The 23,386-nt window shown below is 70.6% G+C and carries 19 protein-coding genes; 17 read left to right on the forward strand and 2 right to left on the reverse strand.

From position 1 onward, the window contains the following. The first annotated feature begins 53 nt into the window (after nt 1–53). The 8 genes from iolC to IEZ15_RS03975 all read left to right on the forward strand — a co-directional run bounded on the left by iolC (nt 54) and on the right by IEZ15_RS03975 (nt 11,722). Nucleotides 54–1,055 (forward strand): 5-dehydro-2-deoxygluconokinase, encoded by a 1,002-nt coding sequence (gene iolC, locus IEZ15_RS03940; protein WP_189274275.1) that lies wholly within the window; start codon nt 54–56, stop codon nt 1,053–1,055. Continuing rightward, nucleotides 1,052–1,987: a Cgl0159 family (beta/alpha)8-fold protein gene (locus IEZ15_RS03945; RefSeq protein ID WP_189274277.1), complete on the forward strand. Its 936-nt coding sequence runs from the start codon at nt 1,052–1,054 to the stop codon at nt 1,985–1,987. The genes iolC and IEZ15_RS03945 overlap by 4 nt, the downstream gene beginning before the upstream one ends. Then, nucleotides 1,984–2,865: a 5-deoxy-glucuronate isomerase gene (iolB, locus tag IEZ15_RS03950; RefSeq protein ID WP_189274279.1), complete on the forward strand. Its 882-nt coding sequence runs from the start codon at nt 1,984–1,986 to the stop codon at nt 2,863–2,865. Before IEZ15_RS03945 ends, iolB begins: the two co-directional genes overlap by 4 nt. Further along, a complete protein-coding gene (gene iolD / locus IEZ15_RS03955) occupies nt 2,862–4,751 on the forward strand; it encodes a 3D-(3,5/4)-trihydroxycyclohexane-1,2-dione acylhydrolase (decyclizing) (RefSeq protein ID WP_114244585.1) in 1,890 nt (629 codons plus the stop codon). The genes iolB and iolD overlap by 4 nt, the downstream gene beginning before the upstream one ends. Nucleotides 4,752–4,763: 12 nt before the next feature. After that, the gene (mmsA, locus tag IEZ15_RS03960) at nt 4,764–6,263 is read left to right on the forward strand and encodes a CoA-acylating methylmalonate-semialdehyde dehydrogenase (protein ID WP_189274282.1); all 1,500 of its coding nucleotides are present in this window, start codon (nt 4,764–4,766) and stop codon (nt 6,261–6,263) included. 226 nt (nt 6,264–6,489) lie between these two features. Beyond that, a complete protein-coding gene (locus IEZ15_RS03965; RefSeq protein ID WP_189274284.1) occupies nt 6,490–6,954 on the forward strand; it encodes an acyl carrier protein in 465 nt (154 codons plus the stop codon). Nucleotides 6,955–6,959: 5 nt separating this feature from the next. After that, nucleotides 6,960–10,091 (forward strand): type I polyketide synthase, encoded by a 3,132-nt coding sequence (locus tag IEZ15_RS03970; protein ID WP_189274286.1) that lies wholly within the window; start codon nt 6,960–6,962, stop codon nt 10,089–10,091. A 62-nt stretch (nt 10,092–10,153) separates the two neighbouring features. Then, on the forward strand, nt 10,154–11,722 hold the full coding sequence (locus IEZ15_RS03975) for a long-chain-fatty-acid--CoA ligase (RefSeq protein ID WP_189274288.1): 1,569 nt from the start codon (nt 10,154–10,156) through the stop codon (nt 11,720–11,722). A gap of 51 nt (nt 11,723–11,773) precedes the next feature. Here the strand turns inward: IEZ15_RS03975 and IEZ15_RS03980 are convergent, their stop codons facing one another. Beyond that, nucleotides 11,774–12,556 (reverse strand): thioesterase II family protein, encoded by a 783-nt coding sequence (locus tag IEZ15_RS03980; protein ID WP_189274290.1) that lies wholly within the window; start codon nt 12,554–12,556, stop codon nt 11,774–11,776. Nucleotides 12,557–12,742: 186 nt separating this feature from the next. Here IEZ15_RS03980 and IEZ15_RS03985 point away from each other — a divergent pair, with 186 nt between their 5' ends. Beyond that, nucleotides 12,743–14,188, forward strand: coding sequence for an MFS transporter (locus IEZ15_RS03985; protein WP_229845732.1), 1,446 nt, complete (start codon nt 12,743–12,745; stop codon nt 14,186–14,188). Between the two features lie 41 nt (nt 14,189–14,229). Here IEZ15_RS03985 and IEZ15_RS03990 read toward each other — a convergent pair whose 3' ends face one another. Continuing rightward, nucleotides 14,230–15,117 carry a helix-turn-helix domain-containing protein gene (locus tag IEZ15_RS03990; protein ID WP_114244580.1) on the reverse strand — a complete coding sequence of 296 codons (888 nt, stop codon included), beginning with the start codon at nt 15,115–15,117 and terminating at the stop codon, nt 14,230–14,232. Nucleotides 15,118–15,670: 553 nt separating this feature from the next. On the opposite strand from IEZ15_RS03990, the gene IEZ15_RS03995 reads away from it, so the two are divergent. The 8 genes from IEZ15_RS03995 to IEZ15_RS04030 all read left to right on the forward strand — a co-directional run bounded on the left by IEZ15_RS03995 (nt 15,671) and on the right by IEZ15_RS04030 (nt 23,361). Further along, a complete protein-coding gene (locus tag IEZ15_RS03995; RefSeq protein WP_189274292.1) occupies nt 15,671–17,263 on the forward strand; it encodes an aldehyde dehydrogenase family protein in 1,593 nt (530 codons plus the stop codon). After that, nucleotides 17,263–18,402 (forward strand): acyl-CoA dehydrogenase family protein, encoded by a 1,140-nt coding sequence (locus tag IEZ15_RS04000; RefSeq protein WP_114244578.1) that lies wholly within the window; start codon nt 17,263–17,265, stop codon nt 18,400–18,402. Before IEZ15_RS03995 ends, IEZ15_RS04000 begins: the two co-directional genes overlap by 1 nt. A gap of 17 nt (nt 18,403–18,419) precedes the next feature. Continuing rightward, complete coding sequence (locus tag IEZ15_RS04005) at nt 18,420–19,688, forward strand: aspartate aminotransferase family protein (protein WP_189274294.1); 1,269 nt, start codon at nt 18,420–18,422, stop codon at nt 19,686–19,688. A gap of 125 nt (nt 19,689–19,813) precedes the next feature. After that, on the forward strand, nt 19,814–20,344 hold the full coding sequence (locus tag IEZ15_RS04010; RefSeq protein WP_189274296.1) for a type II toxin-antitoxin system RatA family toxin: 531 nt from the start codon (nt 19,814–19,816) through the stop codon (nt 20,342–20,344). Further along, nucleotides 20,344–20,847 carry a hypothetical protein gene (locus IEZ15_RS04015; protein ID WP_189274298.1) on the forward strand — a complete coding sequence of 168 codons (504 nt, stop codon included), beginning with the start codon at nt 20,344–20,346 and terminating at the stop codon, nt 20,845–20,847. Before IEZ15_RS04010 ends, IEZ15_RS04015 begins: the two co-directional genes overlap by 1 nt. Then, nucleotides 20,844–21,380: a flavin reductase family protein gene (locus IEZ15_RS04020; protein WP_189274300.1), complete on the forward strand. Its 537-nt coding sequence runs from the start codon at nt 20,844–20,846 to the stop codon at nt 21,378–21,380. Before IEZ15_RS04015 ends, IEZ15_RS04020 begins: the two co-directional genes overlap by 4 nt. Next, the gene (locus IEZ15_RS04025) at nt 21,377–22,333 is read left to right on the forward strand and encodes a VlmB-like protein (RefSeq protein WP_114244573.1); all 957 of its coding nucleotides are present in this window, start codon (nt 21,377–21,379) and stop codon (nt 22,331–22,333) included. Before IEZ15_RS04020 ends, IEZ15_RS04025 begins: the two co-directional genes overlap by 4 nt. After that, the gene (locus tag IEZ15_RS04030; protein WP_114244572.1) at nt 22,330–23,361 is read left to right on the forward strand and encodes a beta-ketoacyl-ACP synthase III; all 1,032 of its coding nucleotides are present in this window, start codon (nt 22,330–22,332) and stop codon (nt 23,359–23,361) included. Before IEZ15_RS04025 ends, IEZ15_RS04030 begins: the two co-directional genes overlap by 4 nt. The last annotated feature ends 25 nt before the right edge of the window (nt 23,362–23,386 follow it).

A 23,386-nucleotide genomic window follows, 5' to 3' on the forward strand; every position in this document is an offset into this window, starting at 1 on the left:
GGGAGGGCTAGACCTGGGAGCAGCCGCCCCGGTCGCCGGTCGAAGGGATGCATATGCCTGAGCTGTACGACGTGATCACCATGGGCCGGATCGGTGTGGATCTCTACCCCCTGCAGACCGGTGTGCCGCTGGCCCGGGTCGAGACGTTCGGGAAGTTCCTCGGCGGCTCACCGGCCAATGTCGCCGTCGCGGCAGCCCGGCTCGGCCGGCGGACCGCCGTGGTGACCCGCACGGGCCGGGATGCCTTCGGGGAGTATCTCCACCACGAGTTGCGGGAGTTCGGGGTGGACGACCGGTGGGTGACGCCCGTCGACGCGTATCCGACACCGGTCACCTTCTGCGAGATCTTCCCGCCCGACGACTTCCCGCTCTACTTCTACCGGCAGCCCAAGGCCCCCGACCTGGAGATCCACGAGTCGGAGCTGGATCTCGACGCGGTGCGGTCCGCCCGGGTCTTCTGGATGACCGGCACCGGGCTGTGCGCCGAACCGAGCCGCACATCGACCCTCGCCGCACTGCGCGCCCGCGACCGGTCCGGCATCACCGTCTTCGACCTCGACTGGCGCCCGATGTTCTGGGACACCACAGAAGCGATCCCCAAGGCCGCGTCCGATCCCGCCGCCCGCTACCGCGAGGCCCTCGCCCATGCCACCGTCGCCGTCGGCAATCTCGACGAATGCGAGATCGCGACCGGCGAGCGCGAACCGTACGCGGCCGCCCGCGCCCTGATCGCCGCGGGCGTCGAGCTCGCCGTCGTCAAACAGGGCCCCAAGGGCGTACTCGCCGTCCACCGCGACGGCACGGTGGCCGATGTGCCGCCGCTGCCCGTCGAGGTCGTCAACGGCCTCGGTGCCGGTGACGCCTTCGGCGGGGCGCTCTGCCACGGGCTGCTCGCAGGATGGGAGACCGAACGCGTCATGCGGTACGCCAACGCCGCCGGCGCCATCGTCGCCTCCCGGCTCGCCTGCTCGTCCGCCATGCCGTTCCCGTACGAAGTCGAAGCGGCCCTGACCGAAGGTGCCGTCACCTCCCGCCCCACCGGAGCCACCCCATGACGCCCCCGGCCTCCTCGGTCTCCGAACTCGTCCAGCTGCGCATGCGCCACCCCGAGGCCGTCGCCGAAGCCGCCGCGCGACGCCGCAGACGCCCCCTCGTCGGCAGCGGCGGCCGTCTGATGATCATCGCGGCGGACCATCCGGCCCGCGGTTCCCTCGCCGTCGGCGACCGCGAACTGGCCATGGCCAACCGCTTCGAGCTCCTGGACCGGCTCTGCCTCGCCCTCTCCCGTCCCGGCGTGGACGGCGTCCTCGCCACCGCCGACATCCTCGACGACCTGCTGCTCCTCGGCGCACTGGAGAACAAGGTCGTCGTCGGCTCGATGAACCGCGGCGGACTCGCGGGCGCCGCCTTCGAACTCGACGACCGCTTCACCGGCCACCGCCCCGAGGACCTCGCCCGGCTCCGCTTCGACGCGGGCAAGCTGCTGCTCCGTATCGACTACGACGACCCCGGCTCGCTCGACACCATGCACGCCACCGCCCGTGCCATCGACGCCATGGCCGCGCACCGGCTGCCCGTCTTCGTCGAGCCGTTCCTCTGCCGCCGCATGGATGGCCACGTCCGCAACGACCTCGGCGCGGAGGCGGTCACCACCTCGATCGCCATCGCCTCGGGGCTGGCCGGGACATCCGCGTACACCTGGCTCAAGGTCCCCGTCACCGAGAACCCCGACGACATGGCCCGGGTGATGGAGGCTTCGACGCTGCCCGCCGTGCTGCTGGGCGGCGAGGTGGGCGACGACCTGGACGGCGCGTTCGAGAAGTGGCGCACGACGCTGCAACTGCCGACCGTCCAGGGCTTGGTGGTGGGGCGTTCGCTGCTCTATCCGGCCGACGGTGAGGTGGCCGCGGCCGTCGACACGGCCGTATCGCTGCTGGAGCCGAGAGGAACGGGCGGGGACCGGGTATCAAGTAGGGAATGGGTATGACGACGCACAACGAACCGCGGTACCACCTCGGCGCCGGGAGCGCGGCGAGCGGCCCCTACGCCCTCGACATCGACCCGAAGCGTGCCGGCTGGGACCGGTCGAGCCTGCGTGTGCTGGAGTTGGGACCGGGCGGAGTTCACACGCTTGTCACTGGGGAGAGCGAATGGATCGTTCTGCCGTTGACCGGTGGCTGTACGGTGCACACCTCAGGTGAGATCTTTGAACTGCTGGGCCGGGAAAGCGTGTTCAGCGGGGTATCCGACTTCGCGTATGTACCGCGTGACGCCCATGCACAGATCGCCTCCGGCGCAGGAGGCCGCTTCGCCCTGGCAGGAGCGAAGTGCGAGCGACGACTCCCCGCTCGCTACGGCCCCGCGCCGGAGGTACCCGTCGAGCTGCGCGGCTCCGGGAACTGCTCCCGACAGGTCAACAACTTCGCCGCCGCCGACACCTTCGAGTGCGACCGGCTGATCGCCGTCGAGGTACTCACCCCGGGCGGCAACTGGTCGTCCTACCCACCGCACAAGCACGACGAGCACCGCCCCGGAGTCGAGTCCGTGCTGGAGGAGATCTACTACTTCGAGGTGGAGAACGACGGCCTCGGCTACCACCGTGTGTCGCCGTCGAGGGACGGCGGTACGGACGTCCTCGCCGAGGTCCGCAGCGGCGACGCGGTCCTGGTTCCCGACGGCTGGCACGGTCCGTCCATCGCCGCCCCCGGCCGCACGCTCTACTACCTCAATGTGATGGCGGGCCCGGGGGAGCACCGGGAGTGGCTGATCAGCGACCACCCCGACCACGGCTGGATCCGCGACACCTGGCCGTCGCAGCCGGTGGACCCCAGACTCCCGCTCCACGGACCGGAGGCGACCTCGTGAGCGCACCACGCACCCGCAGGCTCACCACCGCCCAGGCCCTGGTGTCCTTCCTGTCCCGCCAGTACACCGAGCGCGACGGCCGGCGACAGCGCCTGATCAGCGCCACCTGGGGCATCTTCGGCCACGGCAATGTCGCCGGAGTCGGTCAGGCGCTCGTCGAGTCGGGCCGGGCGATGCCCTATCTCCAGGGCCGCAACGAGCAGGCCATGGTGCATGCCGCCGTCGGCTACGCCCGCCAGTCCGGTCGGCTCTCCGCGCATGCCGTCACCACCTCCATCGGCCCCGGCGCCACGAACCTCGTGACCGGCGCCGCCCTCGCCACCATCAACCACATCCCCGTCCTCCTCCTGCCCGGGGACACCTTCGCGACCCGGCCCGCCGACCCCGTGCTCCAGCAGCTCGAAGTCCCGTCCGCGGGCGACGTCTCGGTCAACGACTGTCTGCGTCCCGTCTCCCGCTACTTCGACCGGATCACCCGCCCCGAGGCCCTGATCCCGGCCGCACTCCAGGCCATGCGGACCCTCGCCGACCCGGCGGAGACCGGCGCGGTCACGCTCGCGCTGCCGCAGGACGTGCAGGCCCAGGCACATGACTGGCCCCAGGAGTTCTTCGCCGAGCGCATCTGGTACGTACGCCGGCCGGCCCCCGATCCGCATGAGCTCGACCGGGCGGTACGGGCCGTGCGCAGCGCCCGCCGGCCGCTCATCGTGGCGGGCGGCGGCGTCCATCACAGCGCGGCGCAGGAGACCCTCGCCGCGTTCGCCGCCGCCACCCGTATCCCCGTGGCCGCCACCCAGGCCGGCAAGGGCTCCCTGCGTCACGACCACCCCGCCGATGTCGGCGGCATCGGCCACACCGGCACCGCGACCGCCGACGAGCTGGCCCGCACCGCCGACCTGGTGATCGGCATCGGCACCCGCTACTCCGATTTCACCACCGCCTCCGCCACGCTCTTCGCCGACCCGGCGGTCCGCTTCCTCAACCTCAACATCACCGGCTTCGACGCGCACAAGCTCGGAGCGCTCCCGCTCGTCGCCGACGCCCGTACCGCCCTCGAAGCCCTCACCGCCGCGCTCGCCGCACGCAACCACCGCGTCGACCCGTCCTACGAGGCCGAGTACACCGAGGCCAAGGAGAAATGGGAGCGGCGCGTCACCGCCGCGTTCACCGCCGACGACCCGCACGCCCGCCCCACCCAGGCCCAGGTCCTCGGCCTGCTCGACGCCCTCGTCACCGAGGACGACATCCTGATCAACGCGGCCGGATCACTCCCCGGTGACCTGCACAAACTCTGGCGGGCCCGCTCCCCGCACCAGTACCACGTCGAATACGGCTACTCCTGCATGGGCTACGAGATCCCGGCCGCGATCGGGGTCCAGCTGGCCGCCCCCGACCGCCCCGTCTGGGCCCTCGTCGGCGACGGCACCTATCTGATGAATCCCACCGAGATCGTCACCGCGGTGCAGCAGGAACTCCCCGTGAAGCTGGTCATCCTGCAGAACCACGGCTACGCGTCCATCGGCGGCCTGTCCGAGACGGTCGGCGGTGAGCGCTTCGGAACGGCCTACCGTCACCGCGCCGCGGACGGCGCCTTCACCGGCCCCCCGCTCCCCGTCGACCTCGCGGCCAACGCCGGCTCGCTGGGGATGCGGGTGCTGCGCGCCAAGACCGTGCGTGACCTGCGCGAAGCCCTTGCCGAGGCGCGCGTCGCGGACCGTCCCACTTGTGTCTACGTCGAGACCGAAACGGCAGACACAGTGTCGGGCCCCCCTCCGGCGCAGGCGTGGTGGGATGTTCCCGTAGCCGAAACGGCCACCCGGCCGTCGGCCGTGAAAGCCCGGGAAGAGTACGACCGTCACGTCGCCGACCGACGCCACCACCTTTGAAGGAGTTCTGTCATGAAGACCGTCAACCACTGGATCGGTGGCAAGACCGTCGAGGGTGCGTCGGGCAACTACGGCCCGGTCACCGACCCGGCCACCGGCGCCGTCACCACCCAGGTCGCGCTCGCCTCGCTCGAAGAGGTCGACGCCGCGGTCGCCGCCGCCAAGGACGCCTACGCCACCTGGGGCACGTCCTCGCTGGCCGCCCGCACCGCGGTCCTCTTCCGCTACCGCGCGCTGCTCGACGCCCACCGCGACGAGATCGCCGCGCTGATCACCGCCGAGCACGGCAAGGTGCACTCGGACGCGCTGGGCGAGGTCGCCCGCGGTCTGGAGATCGTCGAGCTGGCCTGTGGCATCACCACCCAGCTCAAGGGCGAGCTGTCCACCCAGGTCTCCAGCCGGGTCGACGTCTCCTCGATCCGCCAGTCGCTCGGCGTCGTCGCCGGCATCACCCCGTTCAACTTCCCGGCCATGGTGCCGATGTGGATGTTCCCGCTCGCCATCGCCTGCGGAAACACCTTCGTCCTCAAGCCCAGCGAGAAGGACCCGTCGGCCGCCAACCTGCTGGCCGAGCTGGCCGCCGAGGCCGGTCTGCCGGACGGCGTGCTGAACGTCCTGCACGGCGACAAGATCGCGGTCGACGGGCTGCTGAACCACCCGGACGTCGCCGCGGTCTCCTTCGTCGGCTCCACCCCGATCGCCCGCTACATCCACACCACCGCCTCCGCCAACGGCAAGCGCGTCCAGGCGCTCGGCGGCGCGAAGAACCACATGCTGGTGCTGCCGGACGCGGACCTCGACGCCGCGGCCGACGCCGCCGTCTCCGCCGCGTACGGCTCCGCCGGTGAGCGCTGCATGGCGATCTCCGCGGTCGTCGCGGTCGGCTCCATCGCCGACGAGCTCGTCGCCAAGATCAAGGAGCGCGCCGAGAAGATCAAGATCGGCCCCGGCAACGACCCGGCGTCCGAGATGGGCCCGCTGATCACCGCCGCCCACCGCGACAAGGTCGCCTCCTACGTCAAGGGCGCGGCCGCCCAGGGCGCCGACGTCGTCCTCGACGGCACCGGCTTCACCGTCGAGGGCTTCGAGGACGGCCACTGGATCGGCCTCTCCCTCCTCGACAACGTGTCCACCGACTCGGACGCGTACAAGGACGAGATCTTCGGCCCGGTCCTGTGCGTCCTGCGCACCGAGACGTACGAAGAGGGCGTCGCCCTCATGAACGCCTCGCCGTTCGGCAACGGCACCGCGATCTTCACCCGTGACGGCGGCGCCGCCCGCCGCTTCCAGCTGGAGATCGAGGCCGGCATGGTCGGCGTCAACGTGCCGATCCCGGTGCCGGTCGGCTACCACTCCTTCGGTGGCTGGAAGGACTCCCTCTTCGGCGACCACCACATCTACGGCAACGACGGCGTGCACTTCTACACCCGCGGCAAGGTCGTCACCACCCGCTGGCCGGACCCGGCCGACGCCCCGGCGGGCGTGGACCTGGGCTTCCCGCGCAACCACTGACGCCACTGCCCTTCTGCACCGACGGCCCGTACGGAAGCTGTATCCGTACGGGCCGTCGTCATGCCCGCGGCAGCCCCGCGCTGACGTGTCGCTGACGCCGGGGACACATGCCCGTACCGCCGTTCCGACGGCGCTGGACTGCTCTCGTGCCCGTCGACTGGAATGGAGCAGGCACCCACGAAGCGCGGTACGGGGGCTCTTGCGGAGGCTCGACCTGGCGGAGGCGATGGCAGTGAGTGCGGTGGACGAACGCCCTTCGGGGCCCGAGACGGTGGGCACCGCCACGGTTGTGGACGACCTGCTCGATCTGCCCCGGTCCGAGCGACGGCAGGCATTGGAGGATCTCGTCGTCACCGAGTTCAAGATCGTGCTGCTCATGGACGAAGGTGACGAACTCCCTTTGGACGAGAGCTACTTCGACCTGGGGCTCACCTCGCTGACGATCACCGATCTGAAGCAGTCCCTGGAGTCGATGATCGGACATGAACTCAGCGCGAGCCTGCTGTTCAACAGCCCCACCGTGGGTCAGCTGATGGACCACATCTGCGACGAGCTGCTCCCCGGCCTGTTCCGCCCCGCGAGCGTGTCCGCACCCGCGAACGGCCCCGCATCCGCCGCTGCCTCCCGTTCGGCGGACCACTCGGCGGACGCGCTGGTCGACGAAGCCCTCAAGAACCTCTACCAGGGGTAGGAGACATGGCAGATCCGGACGACGCGACCACCGAAAGCGCCCTGAAGCAGGCTCACGAGGAACTGCGCAAGCAGCGCGAACTCCTGAAGGAGCTGCTGCGGGAGAAGTACGAACCGATCGCGATCGTGGGCGTCGGTCTGCGCTTTCCCGGCGGAAACAACTCCCTGGAGGAATTCACCGAGTTCCTGCGCGAGGGACGCAGCGCCATCGGACCGCTCCCGAAGGACCGCTGGGACGTCGAGGCATACGCGTCCGGCGAAGGCCGCGGCGTCATCCGGACCTCGGGCGGTGGCTTCCTCGACGGGCTCGAACGGTTCGACCCCAAGTTCTTCAGGACGGCCCCCGCCGAGGCGCACTGCCTGGACCCGCAGCAGCGGCTGGTGCTGGAGACCGCGTGGGAGTCCCTCGAACACGCCGGAATCGACCCGACCGGGCTGCGGCACGGCAACGGCGGCATCTACGTGGGGGCCAGCTCCCTCGACTACGTGATGGAGATGGATGAGCTCCGCGACGACGAACTGGACGGCCGGATCGCGGCCGGTGTCTCGCACTCGGGCATCTGCGGCAGACTCTCGTACTTCCTGGGCTGGCGCGGTCCCTCCATCACCGTGGACACCGCCTGTTCGGCCTCCCTCGTCGCACTCCACCTCGCCGTCCAGGGGCTGCGCCGCGGCGAGTGCGACATCGCCCTGGCCGGCGGGGTCAACGCCATTCACCACCCCCGCAGCACCGCGCTCTTCTCCGATCTGAGCGCGCTCTCGCCCGACGGCCGGTGCAAGACCTTCGACGACGCGGCCGACGGCTACGGCCGGGCCGAGGGCTGCGGCATGATCGTGCTGAAGCGGCTGTCGGACGCCCGGCGCGACGGCGACACCGTGCTGGCACTCGTCCGCGGCAGCGCCGTCGGGCAGGACGGGGAGAGCGCCGGGCTCACCGTGCCCAACGGTGCCGCACAGGAGGCCCTGTTACGGAGGGCGCTCGGCAGCGCCCGGCTGGAGCCCGGCGACATCCAGTACGTGGAGGCGCACGGCACCGGAACCCCTCTCGGGGACCCGATCGAGATCGGTGCGATCAGCGAGGTCTTCGCGGACTCGCACAGCAGGAACGATCCACTGATCGTCGGCTCGTCCAAGACCAACATCGGACACATGGAGCCGGCCGCGGGGATCGGCGGAGTCATCAAGGCCGTTGCCCAGCTGCAAAGCGGCGAGATCTTCCCCCACCTCAACTTCGAGAAGCCGTCGACACGCATTCCCTGGGAGGTCTCCCCGGTCGAGATCCCCACCGAGACCCGACCCTGGAAATCCGGCACCCGACGGGCGATGGTCAACTCCTTCGGCTTCGCCGGCACCCTGGCGTCCGCCGTGCTCGAAGAGGCTCCCGCAGGTGCGGACGGTCCCGCCCCCCAAGACGTCGGGCAGGCCGGGGGCGGGAGGGACACGAACCGCGAAAGCGGCCATGTCTTCACGCTGTCCGCCAAGTCGGCCCGCTCGCTCGCCCTGCAGATCGAGCGCTACCAGCGACTGCTGGCCGACCGCCCCGACCTTCCGGTCTCCGCCATCTGCTGCACGGGCAACACCGGGCGCGCCCACTTCGACCACCGGATCGCCGGAGTCGTCCGCGACCACGCCGGCCTCTCCGCGCTGCTCGCCGACCGGGCCGCCCGGTCCGCGACGGCCAGGCCGGAGGTCGTACGCAAGGCGGTCTTCCTGTTCACCGGTCAGGGCGCGCAGCACCCGGGCATGGGCCTCGCCCTGTACGGGCGCCACCCGCTGTTCCGCCGGACCGTCGACGAGCTGGACGAACTCTTCACCCCGTATCTGGGCCGTTCCATCAGGGAGTTGATGTTCGGCCGCACCGAGGACGCCGGAGAACTGCACCGCACCCGGTACACCCAGCCCGCCCTGTTCGTCCTGGAGTACGCGCTGGCACGGCTGTGGCTGTCCTGGGGCGTGCGGCCCTCGGCCGTCATCGGGCACAGCATCGGCGAGGTGGTCGCCGCCGCCGTCGCCGGCCTCTTCGGTGTGGGCGACGCGGTCCGGCTGGTCGCGGTCCGGGCCCGGCTCATGGACTCGGTCACCGCCCCCGGCGGCATGGCGGCCGTCGGGGCCGACGCGGAGACGGCGAACGCTCTGGTGGAGCCGTACGACGACCTCGCCGTCGCCGCGTACAACGCACCCACGCAGTGCGTCATTTCGGGAGGAGCCGCTTCGCTGGACGCGGCGATCGCCGAGCTGTCCGCCAAGGGCGTGCGGGTCAAGCGGCTGCCCGTCTCGCACGCCTTCCACTCGCCCCTGATGGGCGCGGTCACCGAGGAGTTCCGCGCGGCCTTCGACGACATCGCCTTCCACGAGCCCGAGTTCACCCTGATCTCCAACCTCACGGGCCAGGTCGCCAGGTGGCGGGACATCTCCAAACCCGACTACTGGGTACGGCACATCTGCGAACCGGTGGACTTCGCGGCCGGTATGCGGACCGTGGCCCGGCGCGGCAGGCACGCGTTCATCGAGATCGGGCCGTCCGCCACCCTGTCGTCGCTGGCCCGGGAGAACCTCGACGCCGCGGGCGACACCTGGCTGACCAGCCTGCGCCCCGCTCAGCAGGACGACCTGGCACTGCTGTCCTCGGTGGCCAAGCTGTACGCCGCCGGATACCCGGTGTCGTGGTCCGGTTTCCACGCGGAGCGGCGGGTGCGCCGGGTGGTGCTGCCGGGCTACGCGTTCGACCGCCAGGAGTACTGGCTCAGGTCGGCGAACCCCCGCCGCTCCGCGCCCGGGACCGGAGCGGACGCACGGCCGGGCACCGCCCCGGACGCCCCCGCGGCCGGTCCCGTCGTCACCGCCCCCGCGGAGCTGGACACCGAGCGGCTGCTCTCCATGGACCGGGGCGAACGGCTCGCCGCCCTCACCGGACACATCCGTGCGCTGATGGCCGCCGAGCTGCAGTTCGACGACCCCACGGAGATAGAGCCCGGTGCGCACTTCCTCGACCTGGGCCTCGACTCGCTGGCCGCCGCCCGGCTCAGCGGACAGCTGGGCACGGCCCTGGGCCGCAGGACCACAGTGTCCGAGGTCATGGACCACCCCAGCGCACGCTCCCTGGCCGAGTTCGCCGAGCACCGGCTGACCTCGGACTGAACCCCGTGCCGCACACGGCCGGGCCAACCTCCGGATCAGCCGGACCTGTTGATGGAGAGACCATGGACGAGGCCACGCCAGAGACACTCGCCGCCATCCCCGGACACCACGCCGCCGTCCGGCCCGATCATGTCGCCATGATCCACCTCGGCACCGAGGTGACGTACGCCGAACTCGACCGCGAGAGCAACCGTGCCGCGCACGCCCTGCTCGCCGCAGGGCTCGCTTCCGGCGACCGGGTCGCGTTCCTCGGCATGGAGTCGCAGCACTACTACGAGATCGCCTTCGCCTGCGCCAAGAGCGGCACCGTCCTGGTGCCGGTCAACTGGCGGCTCACCGAGAGCGAGGTCGAGCACCAGCTGCGGGACTCCTGCGCCCGGCTGCTCTTCGTGGAGGAGGAGTACCGCGCCACCGTCGAGCGGATCGAGGCCGATCTGCCGGAACTGAAATGCGTCGTCGGCATGGACACCGCCGGGCGGCGCGGCGCGGGCTTCCTGGACTGGAAGTCCGCCTTCCCGGACACCGGCACCGGGTACCGCCCCGATCCCGCCCAGCCCGTCGCCCAGATGTACACGAGCGGCACCACCGGGCTGCCGAAGGGCGTGGTCCTGCCGCACCGCAGCTTCTTCGCACTGGGCCGGGCCATGGACGACAACGGACTCGACTGGGTGGACTGGAAGCCGGACGACAAGAGCCTGATCGGGCTGCCGGGACTGCACATCGCCGGGCTCTCCTGGTCCATGCAGGGCTTCACCGCAGGCGTGACGAACGTGATCATGCGGATGTTCGTCGCCCAGGACGCGGTCGCCCTGATCCGGGACGTGGGTGTCACCACCACCTTCGTCGCCCCGGCCATGCTCCAGATGATGCTGGCCGAGCCCGCCGCGTCCAAGGAGACCTTCGCGACGCTGCGCAAGGCGGTCTACGGCGGCTCGCCGATCGCCGAGGAACTGCTGGTCCGCTCCATCGAGGTGCTGGAGGCCGACCTGGTGCAGGCGTACGCCGCCACCGAGACGGGCAACGCGGTGGCCCTGCTGCCGATGCCCGACCACATACCGGGCAGCCCGCGGCTGCGCGCCGCCGGGCGTGCCTGCCCGGGGGTGGAGATACGGATCGTCGCCGACGGCAGAACCTGTGCCACCGGTGAGACCGGCGAGGTATGGGTGCGGTCGCCCGCGGCCATGCTCGGCTACTGGAACCTGCCGGAGGCCACCGCGCAGACCCTGACGGACGGCTGGCTGCGGATGGGCGACGCCGGCCATCTCGACGAGGACGGCTATCTCCACCTCTGCGACCGGATCAAGGACACGATCATCGTCGCGGGGGAGAACGTCTACCCCGGCGAGGTCGAGGAGGCACTCGGCAAGCACCCCGCGGTGGCCGAGGTGGCGGTCATCGGGGCCCCGCACCCCCGCTGGGGCGAGGCGGTGCACGCCTGCGTGGTGCTGCACGAGGGAATGCGGGCGACCCCGAGGGAACTGATGCTGTCCCTGAAGGGGCGGATCGCCGACTTCAAGATCCCCGTCCGGTACGACTTCCTGGACGGCCTGCCCCGCAATTCGACCGGCAAGGTGCTCCGTCGCGAACTGCGGGACCGGTTCTGGGCGGGACGGGCCAGCAAGATCCACTGAATTCGGTCGGCGGCACCGGCACCGGCACCGGCACCGGCACCGGTGCCGGTGTCAGCCCCGTCGAGGGCCCGCCGCGCTCCGCCGCAGCCGGCGCGCCAGGTCCGCGGCCACCGCCATGGCGTGCTCGTAGAGGTAGAAGTGACCGCCCGGCAGCTCGTTGAGCCCCTGGAACGCATCCGCCCGGTCGGCCCAGGCACCCATGGCACCCGCTCCCAGGAGCGGATCCGAGGCCCCGCCGTAGGCCACGACCGGGCAGTCGACCCGTGCGCGGTCGTCCGTATAGCCATTGACCACGGTGAAATCGGCGCGCAGCGCCGGGAGTACGAGGTCGAGCAGCTCGCGGTTCCCGGTGACCTCCGGCGGCAGGCCCCCGAACTCCGCGACGCGGGCCAGGAATTCCTCGTCGGAGAGCTGTGCGACGGGCACCGGGCTCGGCCGGTGCGCGCTCCCCTCCCACCCCGAGACCGCGAGCAGAGCGGGAGCGGGGGCACCGTCCTTCTGCAGGGCGAGGGTCAGCCGGTAGGCGATCAGCGCGCCCATGCTGTGCCCGAAGAACGCGAAGCGGCGTCCGTCGAGGTCGCCCTCCAGGGCCTCGTACACGGCCTCGACGAGTGTGTCCAGATCGGTGAACGCGGGCGTGGAGCGGCGGTTCTGCCGGCCGGGCAGCTGGACCGCGGCGACCTCCACGTCGTCGGGCAGCATCTGTGCCCAGCGGGCGTACGTCGCGGCCGATCCGCCCGCGTGGTGGAAGACGTACAGCCTGCACGCCGCGTCGGGCCGTGCCCGGCCGGTGTGGAACCAAGCGGCGCCGAGCCCCGCGTTCTCCTGGACCATCTGCCCCTCCCGCGCTTGTGCCGCAATGGGCGGGGACCTTGCCGCGGCCCCGCCTCGCGTCCGTACCGTTCGACGCTAGGCAGCGGGCGGTGGCCCGGACAATTACCTGCCAGGTAATCGACGCCGTTGCCACCGTGCGCGGAAGGTGAGCGCACTCGTACCGGTTCGAGCGCGGGGAGGAACGCTGTGCCCGACGTCAACACCGCACCACCGAAACCTGGCCGGGCCGCTGCCGACCGGCCCGGCTCCCTGGCGCTGCCGGTGATCCTGGCCGGCACCTTCATGGTCGTCCTCGACTTCTTCATCGTGAACGTCGCGATTCCCGCGATGCAGAGCGAGCTCGGTGCGAGTACGGCCCAGGTCCAGCTGATCGTGGCCGGATACGGTCTGGCGTACGCCTGCGGTCTGATCACGGCGGGGCGGCTGGGCGACATCTTCGGGCGGCGCCGTCTCTACGTCATCGGGCTGCTGCTGTTCACGGCGGCCTCGCTGGTGTGCGGGATCGCGCCGAACGCCCCGGTGCTGGTGCTCGCCAGGGTCGCCCAGGGCATCGGGGCCGCAGTGCTCTCCCCGCAGGTGCTGACCATCCTCGGAGTCACCTACACCGGAGCCTCCCGTGTCCGGGCGTTCACGGCGTACGGCCTGGTCCTGGCCTCGGCTTCGGTCGGCGGCCAGCTGATAGGCGGGGCGCTGATCCAGGCCGATGCCGCGGGTCTGGGCTGGCGCAGCTGCTTCCTGATCAATGTGCCGATCGGGGCAGCCGCGCTGCTGCTGACCCCCAGGCTGATCACGGAGTCACGCGCGGAGGGGGCCGGCCGGCTCGACATCCCCGGGATGCTGCTGGTCACGCTGGGCCTGGTGGCCGTGGTGCTGCCGCTGGTCGAAGGACGGGAGGCGGGCTGGCCGGCCTGGACCTGGGCGTGTCTGATCCTCGCCGTGCCGTTCCTCGGAGCCTTCGTACTGCATCAGCGACGGCTGTCGGCGAGGGGCGGCTCGCCCCTGCTGGATCCGGGGCTCTTCCGTCAGCGCGCCTTCACCGTCGGACTGTTCGCAGTGATCGTCTTCTACTCGGGGATGGCCTCGTTCTTCCTCGTCCTCGCGCTGTATCTCCAGCAGGGACGCGGGCTGAGCGCGCTGGACTCCGGTCTCACCTTCACCATCATGGGAGCCGGATTCTTCGTCACGTCCGTGTTCGGACGGAGGATCGGGGCATGGCTGGGGCGACAGGCGCTGACCCTGGGCGGGGTGCTGATCGCGGTCGGTCAGCTGCTGCTCTTCCTCACGGTGTCCCGCATCGGCGTCGAAGGGAACATCTGGCTGCTCGCCCCGGCCCTGCTGCTCGACGGGGCGGGGATGGGGATGGTGATGGCGCCGCTCAACTCGACGGTCCTGGCGGGCATTCCGCCCCGTCTGGCCGGTGCGGCCTCCGGGGTTCTGACCACGATGATGCAGGTGGGCAACGCGCTGGGTGTCGCATTGATCGGCATCATCTACTACGGCAGGGCCGACGCCGTCCCGGCGAGCGCGGCGGACGGGCTGGATGCCGGGCTGGTGTATCTGACCGCCCTCGCGCTGCTGCTCGTCGTCGCCATCCAGCTGCTGCCGAAGAGGGCCGCCGGGGAAACCGACTGAGCCCGGTTCGCGCGCACCCGCGACCCGGCGGGTGCGCGCGTTCAACGGGCGGTCGGCAGCAGGGGAGAGCCCTCCGGCACCGCGGCGTGCAGGTGGTCGTTCCAGTGGTGGGAGTGGAGCGTGCCCGCGGTGTGCGTGTCGGCGGGGTAGAACGTCTCGATGGTCAGCTCGGCCAGCGTGATGTCGACGGGCGCCACGAAAGTGGTCACGGCGCTGAAGAAACTCAGCTCGGTCCCGAGCGCGCGGATGTGCAGCGGCATCGCGACCTGGTGGATGTCCGAGCCGTCCGGGAAGACCGGCTCCGTCTCCAGCAGGCCGGGAGGGTACCGGTAGGCGCGGACCTCCTCGTACAGGCAGTTGAGCCGCTCGTCATCGGTGAACGCGGCGTCGCGCCGCAGCCGGGAGAGCAGATGCCGGCGCCACTCGGTGAAATTGGTGATCCGCCGCGCCATGCCCTGCGGATGCAGCCCGAGCCGCACGACGTTGACCGGCGGCATCAGCAGCTCTTCGGCCACACCGTCCAGCAGTGCCATCGCCGACCGGTTGGCCCGGCACAGATCCGAGGCGGTGTCGAAGACCAGGGCGGGGTACGGCTCATGGCCGGTGAGGAGCCGTTCGACGGCCTCATTGGCCCGATCCATGTGTGACTCGCCGATGGGTGTCTCCTCATAGGCCGGCGCGTAACCCGCGGCCATCAACAGGCGGTTGCGCTGACGTACGGGCACGTCCAACTGGTCACAGAGCCTCAGGAGCAGTTCGCGACTCGGCCTGGCGCGCCCGGTCTCTATGAAGCTCAGATGGCGGCTGGACGTCTCGGCCAGCAGGGCGAGTGCCAATTGGCTCAGATTGCGTCGGTGGCGCCACTCCCGGAGCAAGGGGCCGATTCGATGGGGCTTCGTGTGTCCGCTGGGCATCGTGTGTCCGCGCATTCGCCCATCGTAAGCAGCTCGACTTCGCCGCTCCGGGCCAGGCCGTGAGCTGTAATAAACTTTGGCCGGAATGATTCGCCCGTGGCCGCAGGGGCTGTTTATCCCCCGGCCTGCCGCGTTGCTGACTTCCTTGTAAATAAACGGAGATCGGCGACAAGAATCCAGGCTTTCCGATCCCGGGCTTCCCGATACCGACTTCCTGATCCCCGGCCTCCCGATCCCGGGCTTCGTGATCCCGGGCTTACGTCGCCACGCGTCTGTCCAGCATCCGGATGGGTCAGTCGACCGTCAGGGCCGTATCAGTGCCCCCTGCCAGAATCGCCGACGTGCCGAGTCGCGCAACTTCCGGCCACCTCCGTGTATCCGCAGCTTTTGTCTCCGCAGTGTCGAGTGCCCAGCACCTCGGAAGGAAGACGTCGAAATCGTGGAATCTCCCATCGGGACCTTCGGACAAGTCGCCGCGAGTGGTTCGCGACCGTCCCGACCCGTGTTCCTCAGCTACGACTCGTATATCGCCGGACATGAGGTGCCAGCAGGAAGACATGTCTACACGGTGAAGACTTCATCCATTCTTGATGACGTCTTCAAGAGCCTGACACTCAAGCGAAAACTGGAACGTGGCAAAGCCGATCCTGCGGACGCGGCGGACTTTGTCGTGGGGCGCTGCGCGCTGGCCGACGACGAAACGGTCGAGGAGGCATCCCGCAAAGCAGCCGAGGCCGCTCCGGTATGGGCACGGTTTCCGCTGGAACAGCGCCTGCGGCTGGGCCAGGGAATCCGCGAACGGCTGCTCCGCCACCACCTGGAGTTCGTCGATCTGCTCATCGCCGAGGGCAACCCGCGGGCGCTGGCCGAATGGCAGGTGGCCGGACTGCTGGAGATCTTCAGCGAGGAGACCCTCGGCTGGTGCGCCCGGCAGATGGAGCAGAGCATCGAGCACGGCAACCGGCGGATGACCGTACGGCGCGTGGCGGACGGTGTGGTCGCCGTCAACCCGCCGCAGAACGCGCCCGCCAGCAGCGCGCTGTTCGGGATCACCCCGCTGATCGCCGGCAACGCCGTGGTCGTGCGGGCCCCGCGCAGCGCACCGCTCGGCGTCATGTACGCGATGCGTGAGCTGGTGGCCCCGGCGCTCGACGACATCGGCGCTCCCCCCGGCACGCTCAACGTCTTCTGCTCCCGCCCCGGGCCCGCCATCAAGAGCTGGCTGGAGAGCCCGCACATCAACGACATCTTCTACACCGGAGGCGTGACCACCGGGCTGGAGCTGGAGCGCGACTGCGTCGCGCACGGCAAGAAGCCCGTCCTCGAACTCGCCGGCAACGACGCCGTGCTGGTCTGGCACGACGCCGATCTGGAGGCCGCCTGCGAGGCCCTCGTGGAGTGCTTCTTCGGCTCAGGTCAGATCTGCATGGTGCCCAACCAGGTGATCGTGCACCCCGCCGTCGCCGAACAGCTGCTGGAACGGCTGCGGCTGACCGCGTCACTGATCCGCCCGGGACTGCCCGAGGACCCCGGCGCGCTGCTCTCCCCCGTACTGCGCAGCGAGCGCTTCTACGCCTATGTCCAGGACGCCCTCGACAAGGGCGCCACCCTGGTGCACGGCGCCCGGCGGATGGAGACCGACGGCACGCCCTCCGACACCGGCCTCTTCCTCGAACCGACCGTCCTGCGGGTGGACGGCCTCGACCACTGCCGCGACATCGAGGCGGTCGCCGAGGAGACGTTCTTCCCGCTGCTGCCGGTCATCGTCCCCGAGGCGGCCCCCGACGACGAACTGCTGGACCGGATGCTCGCCTACGTCAACAGCAACCCCTACGGGCTCCGCAACTCGCTGTGGACCCGGGACGAGGCCGTCGCCGACCGCTTCGTGGACGAGGTGTCCAACGGCGGCCTGCTCAAGGTCAACGACTCGCACATCGGCTTCCTGCCCTATCTGCCGACGCACGGCGGCACCGGACGCACCGGCGGCGCCTTCGGTGAGGCCAACTACCCGATGCTGCGCACCACTCATCTGCAGGGCGTCTCGCGTGCCACCGGGGTACGGCCGCGCGAGGCGGTGTTCGGAGCGTACGCCGAGCTCGCCGGGATGCGCCCGGGGTCACTGCCGACCGCCACGCCGGATCACAACTCTGAGGAGCAGTAATGCAGTTCATGCAAGCCGACCGCGAAACCTGTGAGGCGCTGCTGCCCGGCCTGCTGGACCGGCTGGACGAAGTCCCCTTCGCCGAGCTGGAGTCCGACAACAGCCCCGCCGTCGGGATCTTCCGGGACCACGGCGGATCCAACCTGCTGGTGCCCGCTGCGTTCGGAGGGGCGGACGCCACCGCGCTGCAGGCGGCCCGGGTGGTGCGCGCCCTGGGCGCCGCGGCCCCCTCGCTCGCCGTGGCGACCGCCATGCACCACTTCTCGATCGGCACGCTCTTCGGCGTCGCCGACACCTTCGCGGACGGCACCGACCTCGACGACCTGCTGCTGAAGCGGGTCTCCCAGGAACGCCTGCTGGTGGCCTCGGCCTTCGCCGAGGGCCGCACCGAACAGGGCATCCTCAGCCCCACCATGGAGGCCCGGCCGGTGGACGGCGGGTATCTGCTGACCGGCTCCAAGAAGCCGTGCAGCCTGTCGAAATCCATGGACCTGATCACCGCGAGTGTCGGAATGCGCCGGCCGGACGGCTCGGTCGACATGGGCTTCCTGATCCTGCCCGCCGACACCCCCGGCATCAGCGTGCACCCCTTCTGGAAGACCAGCGCACTGCTGGGCACCGAGAGCAACGAAGTGCGCCTGGATGACGTGTTCGTGACCGACCGCCAGATACTCCAGCCGCCGGCCGAGCTGGCCGAGGAGCTCAGCGAGCTCCAGGAGGTCGGACTCATCTGGTTCCAGATGATCGTGTGCGCGGCGTACACCGGCATGGCCAGCTCCCTGGTCGACCGGGTGCTGCGGCGCGGACGCGGCTCCGCGTCCGACCGCGGCGCGCTCGCCGTCGGCATCGAGACCGCGGCCGCGCTCACCGAGGGACTGGCCCGGCGCGTCATGGACGGCGACACCGACAACGACGGGCTCGCGGCCGCCCTGGTCACCCGGTTCGGCGTGCAGAAGCTGGTCGCCGAGACCACCGCACAGGCCGTGGAGATGCTCGGAGGCATGGCCTTCATCTCCTCCTCCGACATCGCGTACCTCGCCTCGGCGACCCACGCGATCGCCTTCCACCCGCCGTCGCGCACCAGCACCGTCGACGGCCTCCTCGACTACTACGCGGGCCAGCCGCTGGTTGTGGCATGACAACGGGAGCGACCACGATGACCACCACGTACACCGGCACCGCAGCGGCGCCCGCCACGGACCCGTACGCCGACCTCGGCACCCGCTACCGCCGCTACCTGAGCAAGGGCCGCGCATCACTCGGCGAGATGTTCGGCGGTGACGTGGAGGTCGCCGCCGAGGGCCCCTGGATCCACACCGCCTCCGGAAGCCGCATCCTCAACTGCGGCGGATACGGGGTCTTCCTGATGGGCGCCCGGCACCCCCGGGTCGTCGCCGAGGTGACCCGGCAGCTCAACACCAATCCGGTCGCCACCCGGCTGCTCCTCGAACCCGCCGTCGTCGACGCGGCCGAGGCACTGATCGACGTCGTCCCCGCCGGGCTGCAGAAGGTGCACTTCGCGGGCTCCGGAGCGGAGGCCGTGGAAGGTGCCATCAAGCTGGCGCGCGCCCAGGGCCGCAGACGGCTGATCTCCATGGATCTCGGCTACCACGGCAAGACCATGGGCGCCCTCAGCCTCACCGCGAAGGATGTCTTCCAGGAGCCGTTCCGGCCGCTGCTGCCGCAGGTCTCGCACGTCCCGTACGGCGACGCGGCCGCCCTTGAGGCCGAGCTGGCGCGCTACCCCGGAGAGGGCTGCGTCATCGTCGAGCCGGTGCAGGGCGAGGCCGGTGTGATCGTGCCGCCCGAGGGCTATCTGCGGGACGTCGCACGGCTGTGCCGTGAGTACGGGGCGCTCTTCGTGCTCGACGAGATCCAGACCGGACTCGGCCGCCTCGGCACCTGGTGGGGCGCCGACCGGGAGGGCGTGGTGCCGGACATCCTCCTGGTGGGCAAGGGGCTGGCCGGCGGCGTGGTGCCGGTCTCGGCCCTGGTGGCGACGCCCGAGGCGTTCCGGCCATTCGACAAGGACCCGTTCATCCACACCTCGACCTTCTCCGGCAACCCGCTGGCGATGGCCGCGGCCCGCGGTGCGCTCGCCGCCATCAAGGAGGACTCCCTGGTGGAACGGTCCGACGAGCTGGGTCGGCTGCTGCTGACCGAGCTGGACCGGATCGCCCGCAAGGTACTCGGCCACCGGCTGCTAGAGGTACGCGGAGCGGGCCTGCTCATCGGCCTGGAGTTCACCGTGCCGGGACTGGCGGGGGACCTGCTCCTGGAGCTGATCGGCGCCGGTGTCCTCGCCAACCACTCGCTGAACTCCTCCACCGTCATGCGGCTGACACCACCGGCGGTGCTCGGCCCGGACGACGTGCAGTTCCTTCTCGACGCCTTCGAGAAGGCCGCCCTCGCCGTCCTCGCCTGACCCCGGGGCCGGTCCTCCGGCCGCCCGCGCCCGACCTCCGGGCCGGCCCTCGACCACCCCCGCCGTTCTCGCCCGACCCTCCGGACCGTCAGACCGACTCCCCCGACAACTGGAGAAGTATCACCGTGAGAAGCATTCACCTCCTGGTGGCCCTGGACGCCGAGAACCCCTCGGCGGCCTTCGGGACCATCGCGGACTTCACCCGCTTCGCGGACATCGCGGAGGACATCCACGTCGTCGAGACCCACCCGCCCGCCACCCCGGACACGCCGCGCGACAGCGACTGGGAGGTGAACTTCCGGCGCGGCATCATGCGCTGGAACGAGGCGGAGACCCTCGATCCGGAACGGCTGAGGATCGAATTCGACCAGACCGACGGCGACTTCGAGGAATTCAGGGGCAGCTGGCAGCTCGCCCCGGCCGGCTCCGGCTCCGGCACCGAGGTCCGCTTCGAGGTCACCTACGACTTCGGCATCGAAAGCCTGGTGGGAATCATGGACCCCATCGCCGAACGCGTGATCAAACGGGCCATCTGCTCCGTACTCGAAGGGCTCTTCGGCTCCATCACGGTGCTGGAGGGCGGCGAGGCGCTCACCGATCTGCCCGGACCCTCCCCGGAAGCGGCCCCCTCGCTCTCCGCCCGAGGAGGTGCCTGATGGATGCGCTCAACCGCTTCGACACCAAGGCCACCTACCGGTTGATCCGGCTCGAATACCTCTTCGCCCTCGGCGTCAGCTTCTACTTCTTCTTCCGGCACCTGGGCGACATCCGCTGGTGGCCCTTCGCCCTGCTCTTCGTCTACATCGACCTGATCGGCTACATCCCCGGCGCCATCGCCTACCACCGCAGCAGGACCAAGCGGATTCCGAAGGCGTACTACGTGCTGTACAACACCATGCACAGCATGGCGACCCAGGGCGCCGTCGCCCTGCTGTGGATCCTGCTGATCGGCAACGAGTGGGCGCTGCTCGCCCTCCCCATCCATCTGTGCGGGGACCGGGCCCTGTTCGGCAACTTCCTGAAACCGTTCGGCGTCAGCTTCGAGCCCGTCGTCCATCCGAAGTTCGCCGCACTGGAAGCGGCCGTGGAGCAGGGATCCGGCCGGGCCCCGGCCCCCGTTCCCGCCCCGGCCCCCGCCCGTCAGTCCGCCACCTCATGACCTCGCCGATCGGCACGGCGCGGCGGCCGGTCGTCGAAACCACGGTGTGGAGCGCCGCCCGGAGATTCCCCACCGGGGTGTCGGTGGTGACCGTGGGCAGCGGGGACGCGGTGCACGGCAGCACCGTCAGCGCGTTCTCCTTCGTCTCCCACGAACCGCCGCTGATCTCCGTCTGTCTGCAGAACGACAGTTCACTGCTCCCACGCATCACGCAGCACCGCGTCTTCACCGTCAACGTGCTCGCCGCCCACCAGGCCGCGCTGGCCCGGCACTTCGCCAGCCGCACCAGAAGTCCGGGGCGCGCCCAGTTCCAAGCGGTGCAGTGGACACCGGGCGAGGACGGTGTGCCCCGGCTGCGGTCCGCCCTCAGCTGGCTGCACTGCCGGGTCCACGAATGCGTCCCGGCCGGGGACCACGTGGTCGTGCTGGCCACTGTGACGGCCTGTGCGGCCGAGAGCGACCAGGCCCCACTGCTGTACTTCGCCGGGCATCTTCACCCCGGTCACATCCGGATCGAGGAGGAAACCACATGACCACGCCGATTCCCGCCGAGGCGGACTGGGACCAGGCCCCCGGACTGCTCGAAGGCGCCATGGACCTGGAGCTCACCGCGGCGGACTGCAACCTCCGCTACTGGCTGCAGGCCGTACCGCAGGGCACCCTGCGCGGCCGACCGGACGGACACGACCCCGCCCTCACCGTGGCCCCGTACATGCTGGAGGGGCCGTTCCACGAGGCCATCACCCAGGAGTACGCCTTCCGGGCACTGGCCGAGGAGAAGGCCACCCGGGTGCTGTCGTACCTGGTCCCGATCGCGCCGGACAACGACACCATGGAGTTCTACGCCACCCAGGTGCTGGACGAGTGCCGGCACGCCATGGTCTTCCGCAACCACCTGCTGGCGCTCGGCATCGCCCCCGAGCGGCTGGTCGAGGCGGTCGACACCTTCGCCTCCCCGTACAAGGAGAGCGTGCTGGGCCCGCTGGAGCAGCGCAGCCTGGAAATCATGCGCGACGACCGGGACTTCATCGGCGGCGTGGTGATGATGACGATCATCCTGGAGGGCGCCCTCGCCCCCGCGGCCGAACTGAGCGAGCGCAAGTGGCGGCCGCTCGACCCGGCGGCCGCGGAGATCGACAAGGGCGCGGGCATCGACGAGATCCGGCATCTGACGGTCGGGGCGGACATCGCTCGCCGCCATCTGATCGACCACCCGCAGGACAAGGACCGGGTCGTGGAGCTGATCCGCCGTGGCATGGACATGTGGGAGGAGCTCCCCACCCACGACATGGTGCACTGGCGCGAGGAGCGGTTCCAGGAGGGGCTGCGCCGCCACGGTGACGTGGTGGGCGACTACGAGATCTGGCCGGGCCGCCGGCTGATCGACACCACCCCGCAGGAGCGTCAGGACACCGCCGACAAGTGGTCCGACGACATGAAGGCCAAGCGCCTGAAGTACATGGGGCTGGAAGAGGCCCTCATATGACGGGCGCTCCCACGGCCGGGCGGACGCCCGGACCGGCCGCGGTGCTGTGCGGGCTCGGCGGCTGGCTGCCGCCGAAGGTGGTGACCAACGAGGAACTCGTCGCCCGGCTCGACACCTCGGACGAGTGGATCCGCACCCGTACCGGCATCCGGCAGCGCCATGTGATCGAGCCCGGCATGTCCACCGGTTCGCTCGCCGTCGAGGCCGGGGCCAGGGCCCTGAAGTCGGCGCAGCAGGACTCCGTCGGCGCGGTGGTCCTCGCCACCACCACCCCGGACCGCCCCTGCCCGGCGACCGCCCCCGAGGTGGCCGCGCGGCTCGGCCTGGCCGGCGTACCGGCCTTCGACATCGGGGCCGTCTGCGCCGGATTCGTCTACGCACTGGCGACCGGCGCCGGTCTGATCGCCACCGGGACGGCCGACGACGTCCTGGTGATCGGCGCGGACGCCTACTCGACGCTGCTCGATCCCGAGGACCGTACGACAGGACCGATCTTCGGGGACGGCGCCGGAGCTGTCGTGCTGCGCCGCGGCGAGCCGGACGAGCCCGGGGCGCTCGGCGGATTCGACCTGGGCACCGACGGACACCTCTCCGATCTGATCGAGGTGCCGGCCGGGGGCTCGCGCCAGCGGGGCAGCGGCGTACCGGCCGGACCCCGCGACCACTACTTCGCCATGCAGGGCAAGCAGGTGTTCCGGCACGCCGTGCTGCGGATGACCGGCTCCGTGCACAAGGCCGTCGGCCGGGCCGGCTGGACCGTCGCCGGCATCGACCGGCTCGCCGCCCACCAGGCCAACTCCCGCATCCTGGACGCCCTGACCGATCAGCTCGAGCTGCCCAGGGAACGCGCCCTGTCCAACATCGACCGGGTCGGCAACACCGCTGCGGCATCGGTCCCGCTGCTGCTGGCCGACTCCGTGAACGAAGGCTCCCTGCGGGCCGGCCACTCGGTGGTGCTCACCTCCTTCGGAGGCGGCCTCGCCTGGGGCTCCACCACGCTGCGCTGGCCGCAGCTGGACGCCGTCTGACCCGCACCACCCCACCCGCTCATCC

Source organism: Streptomyces atratus (assembly GCF_014648655.1).
Lineage (GTDB): Bacteria > Actinomycetota > Actinomycetes > Streptomycetales > Streptomycetaceae > Streptomyces > Streptomyces atratus.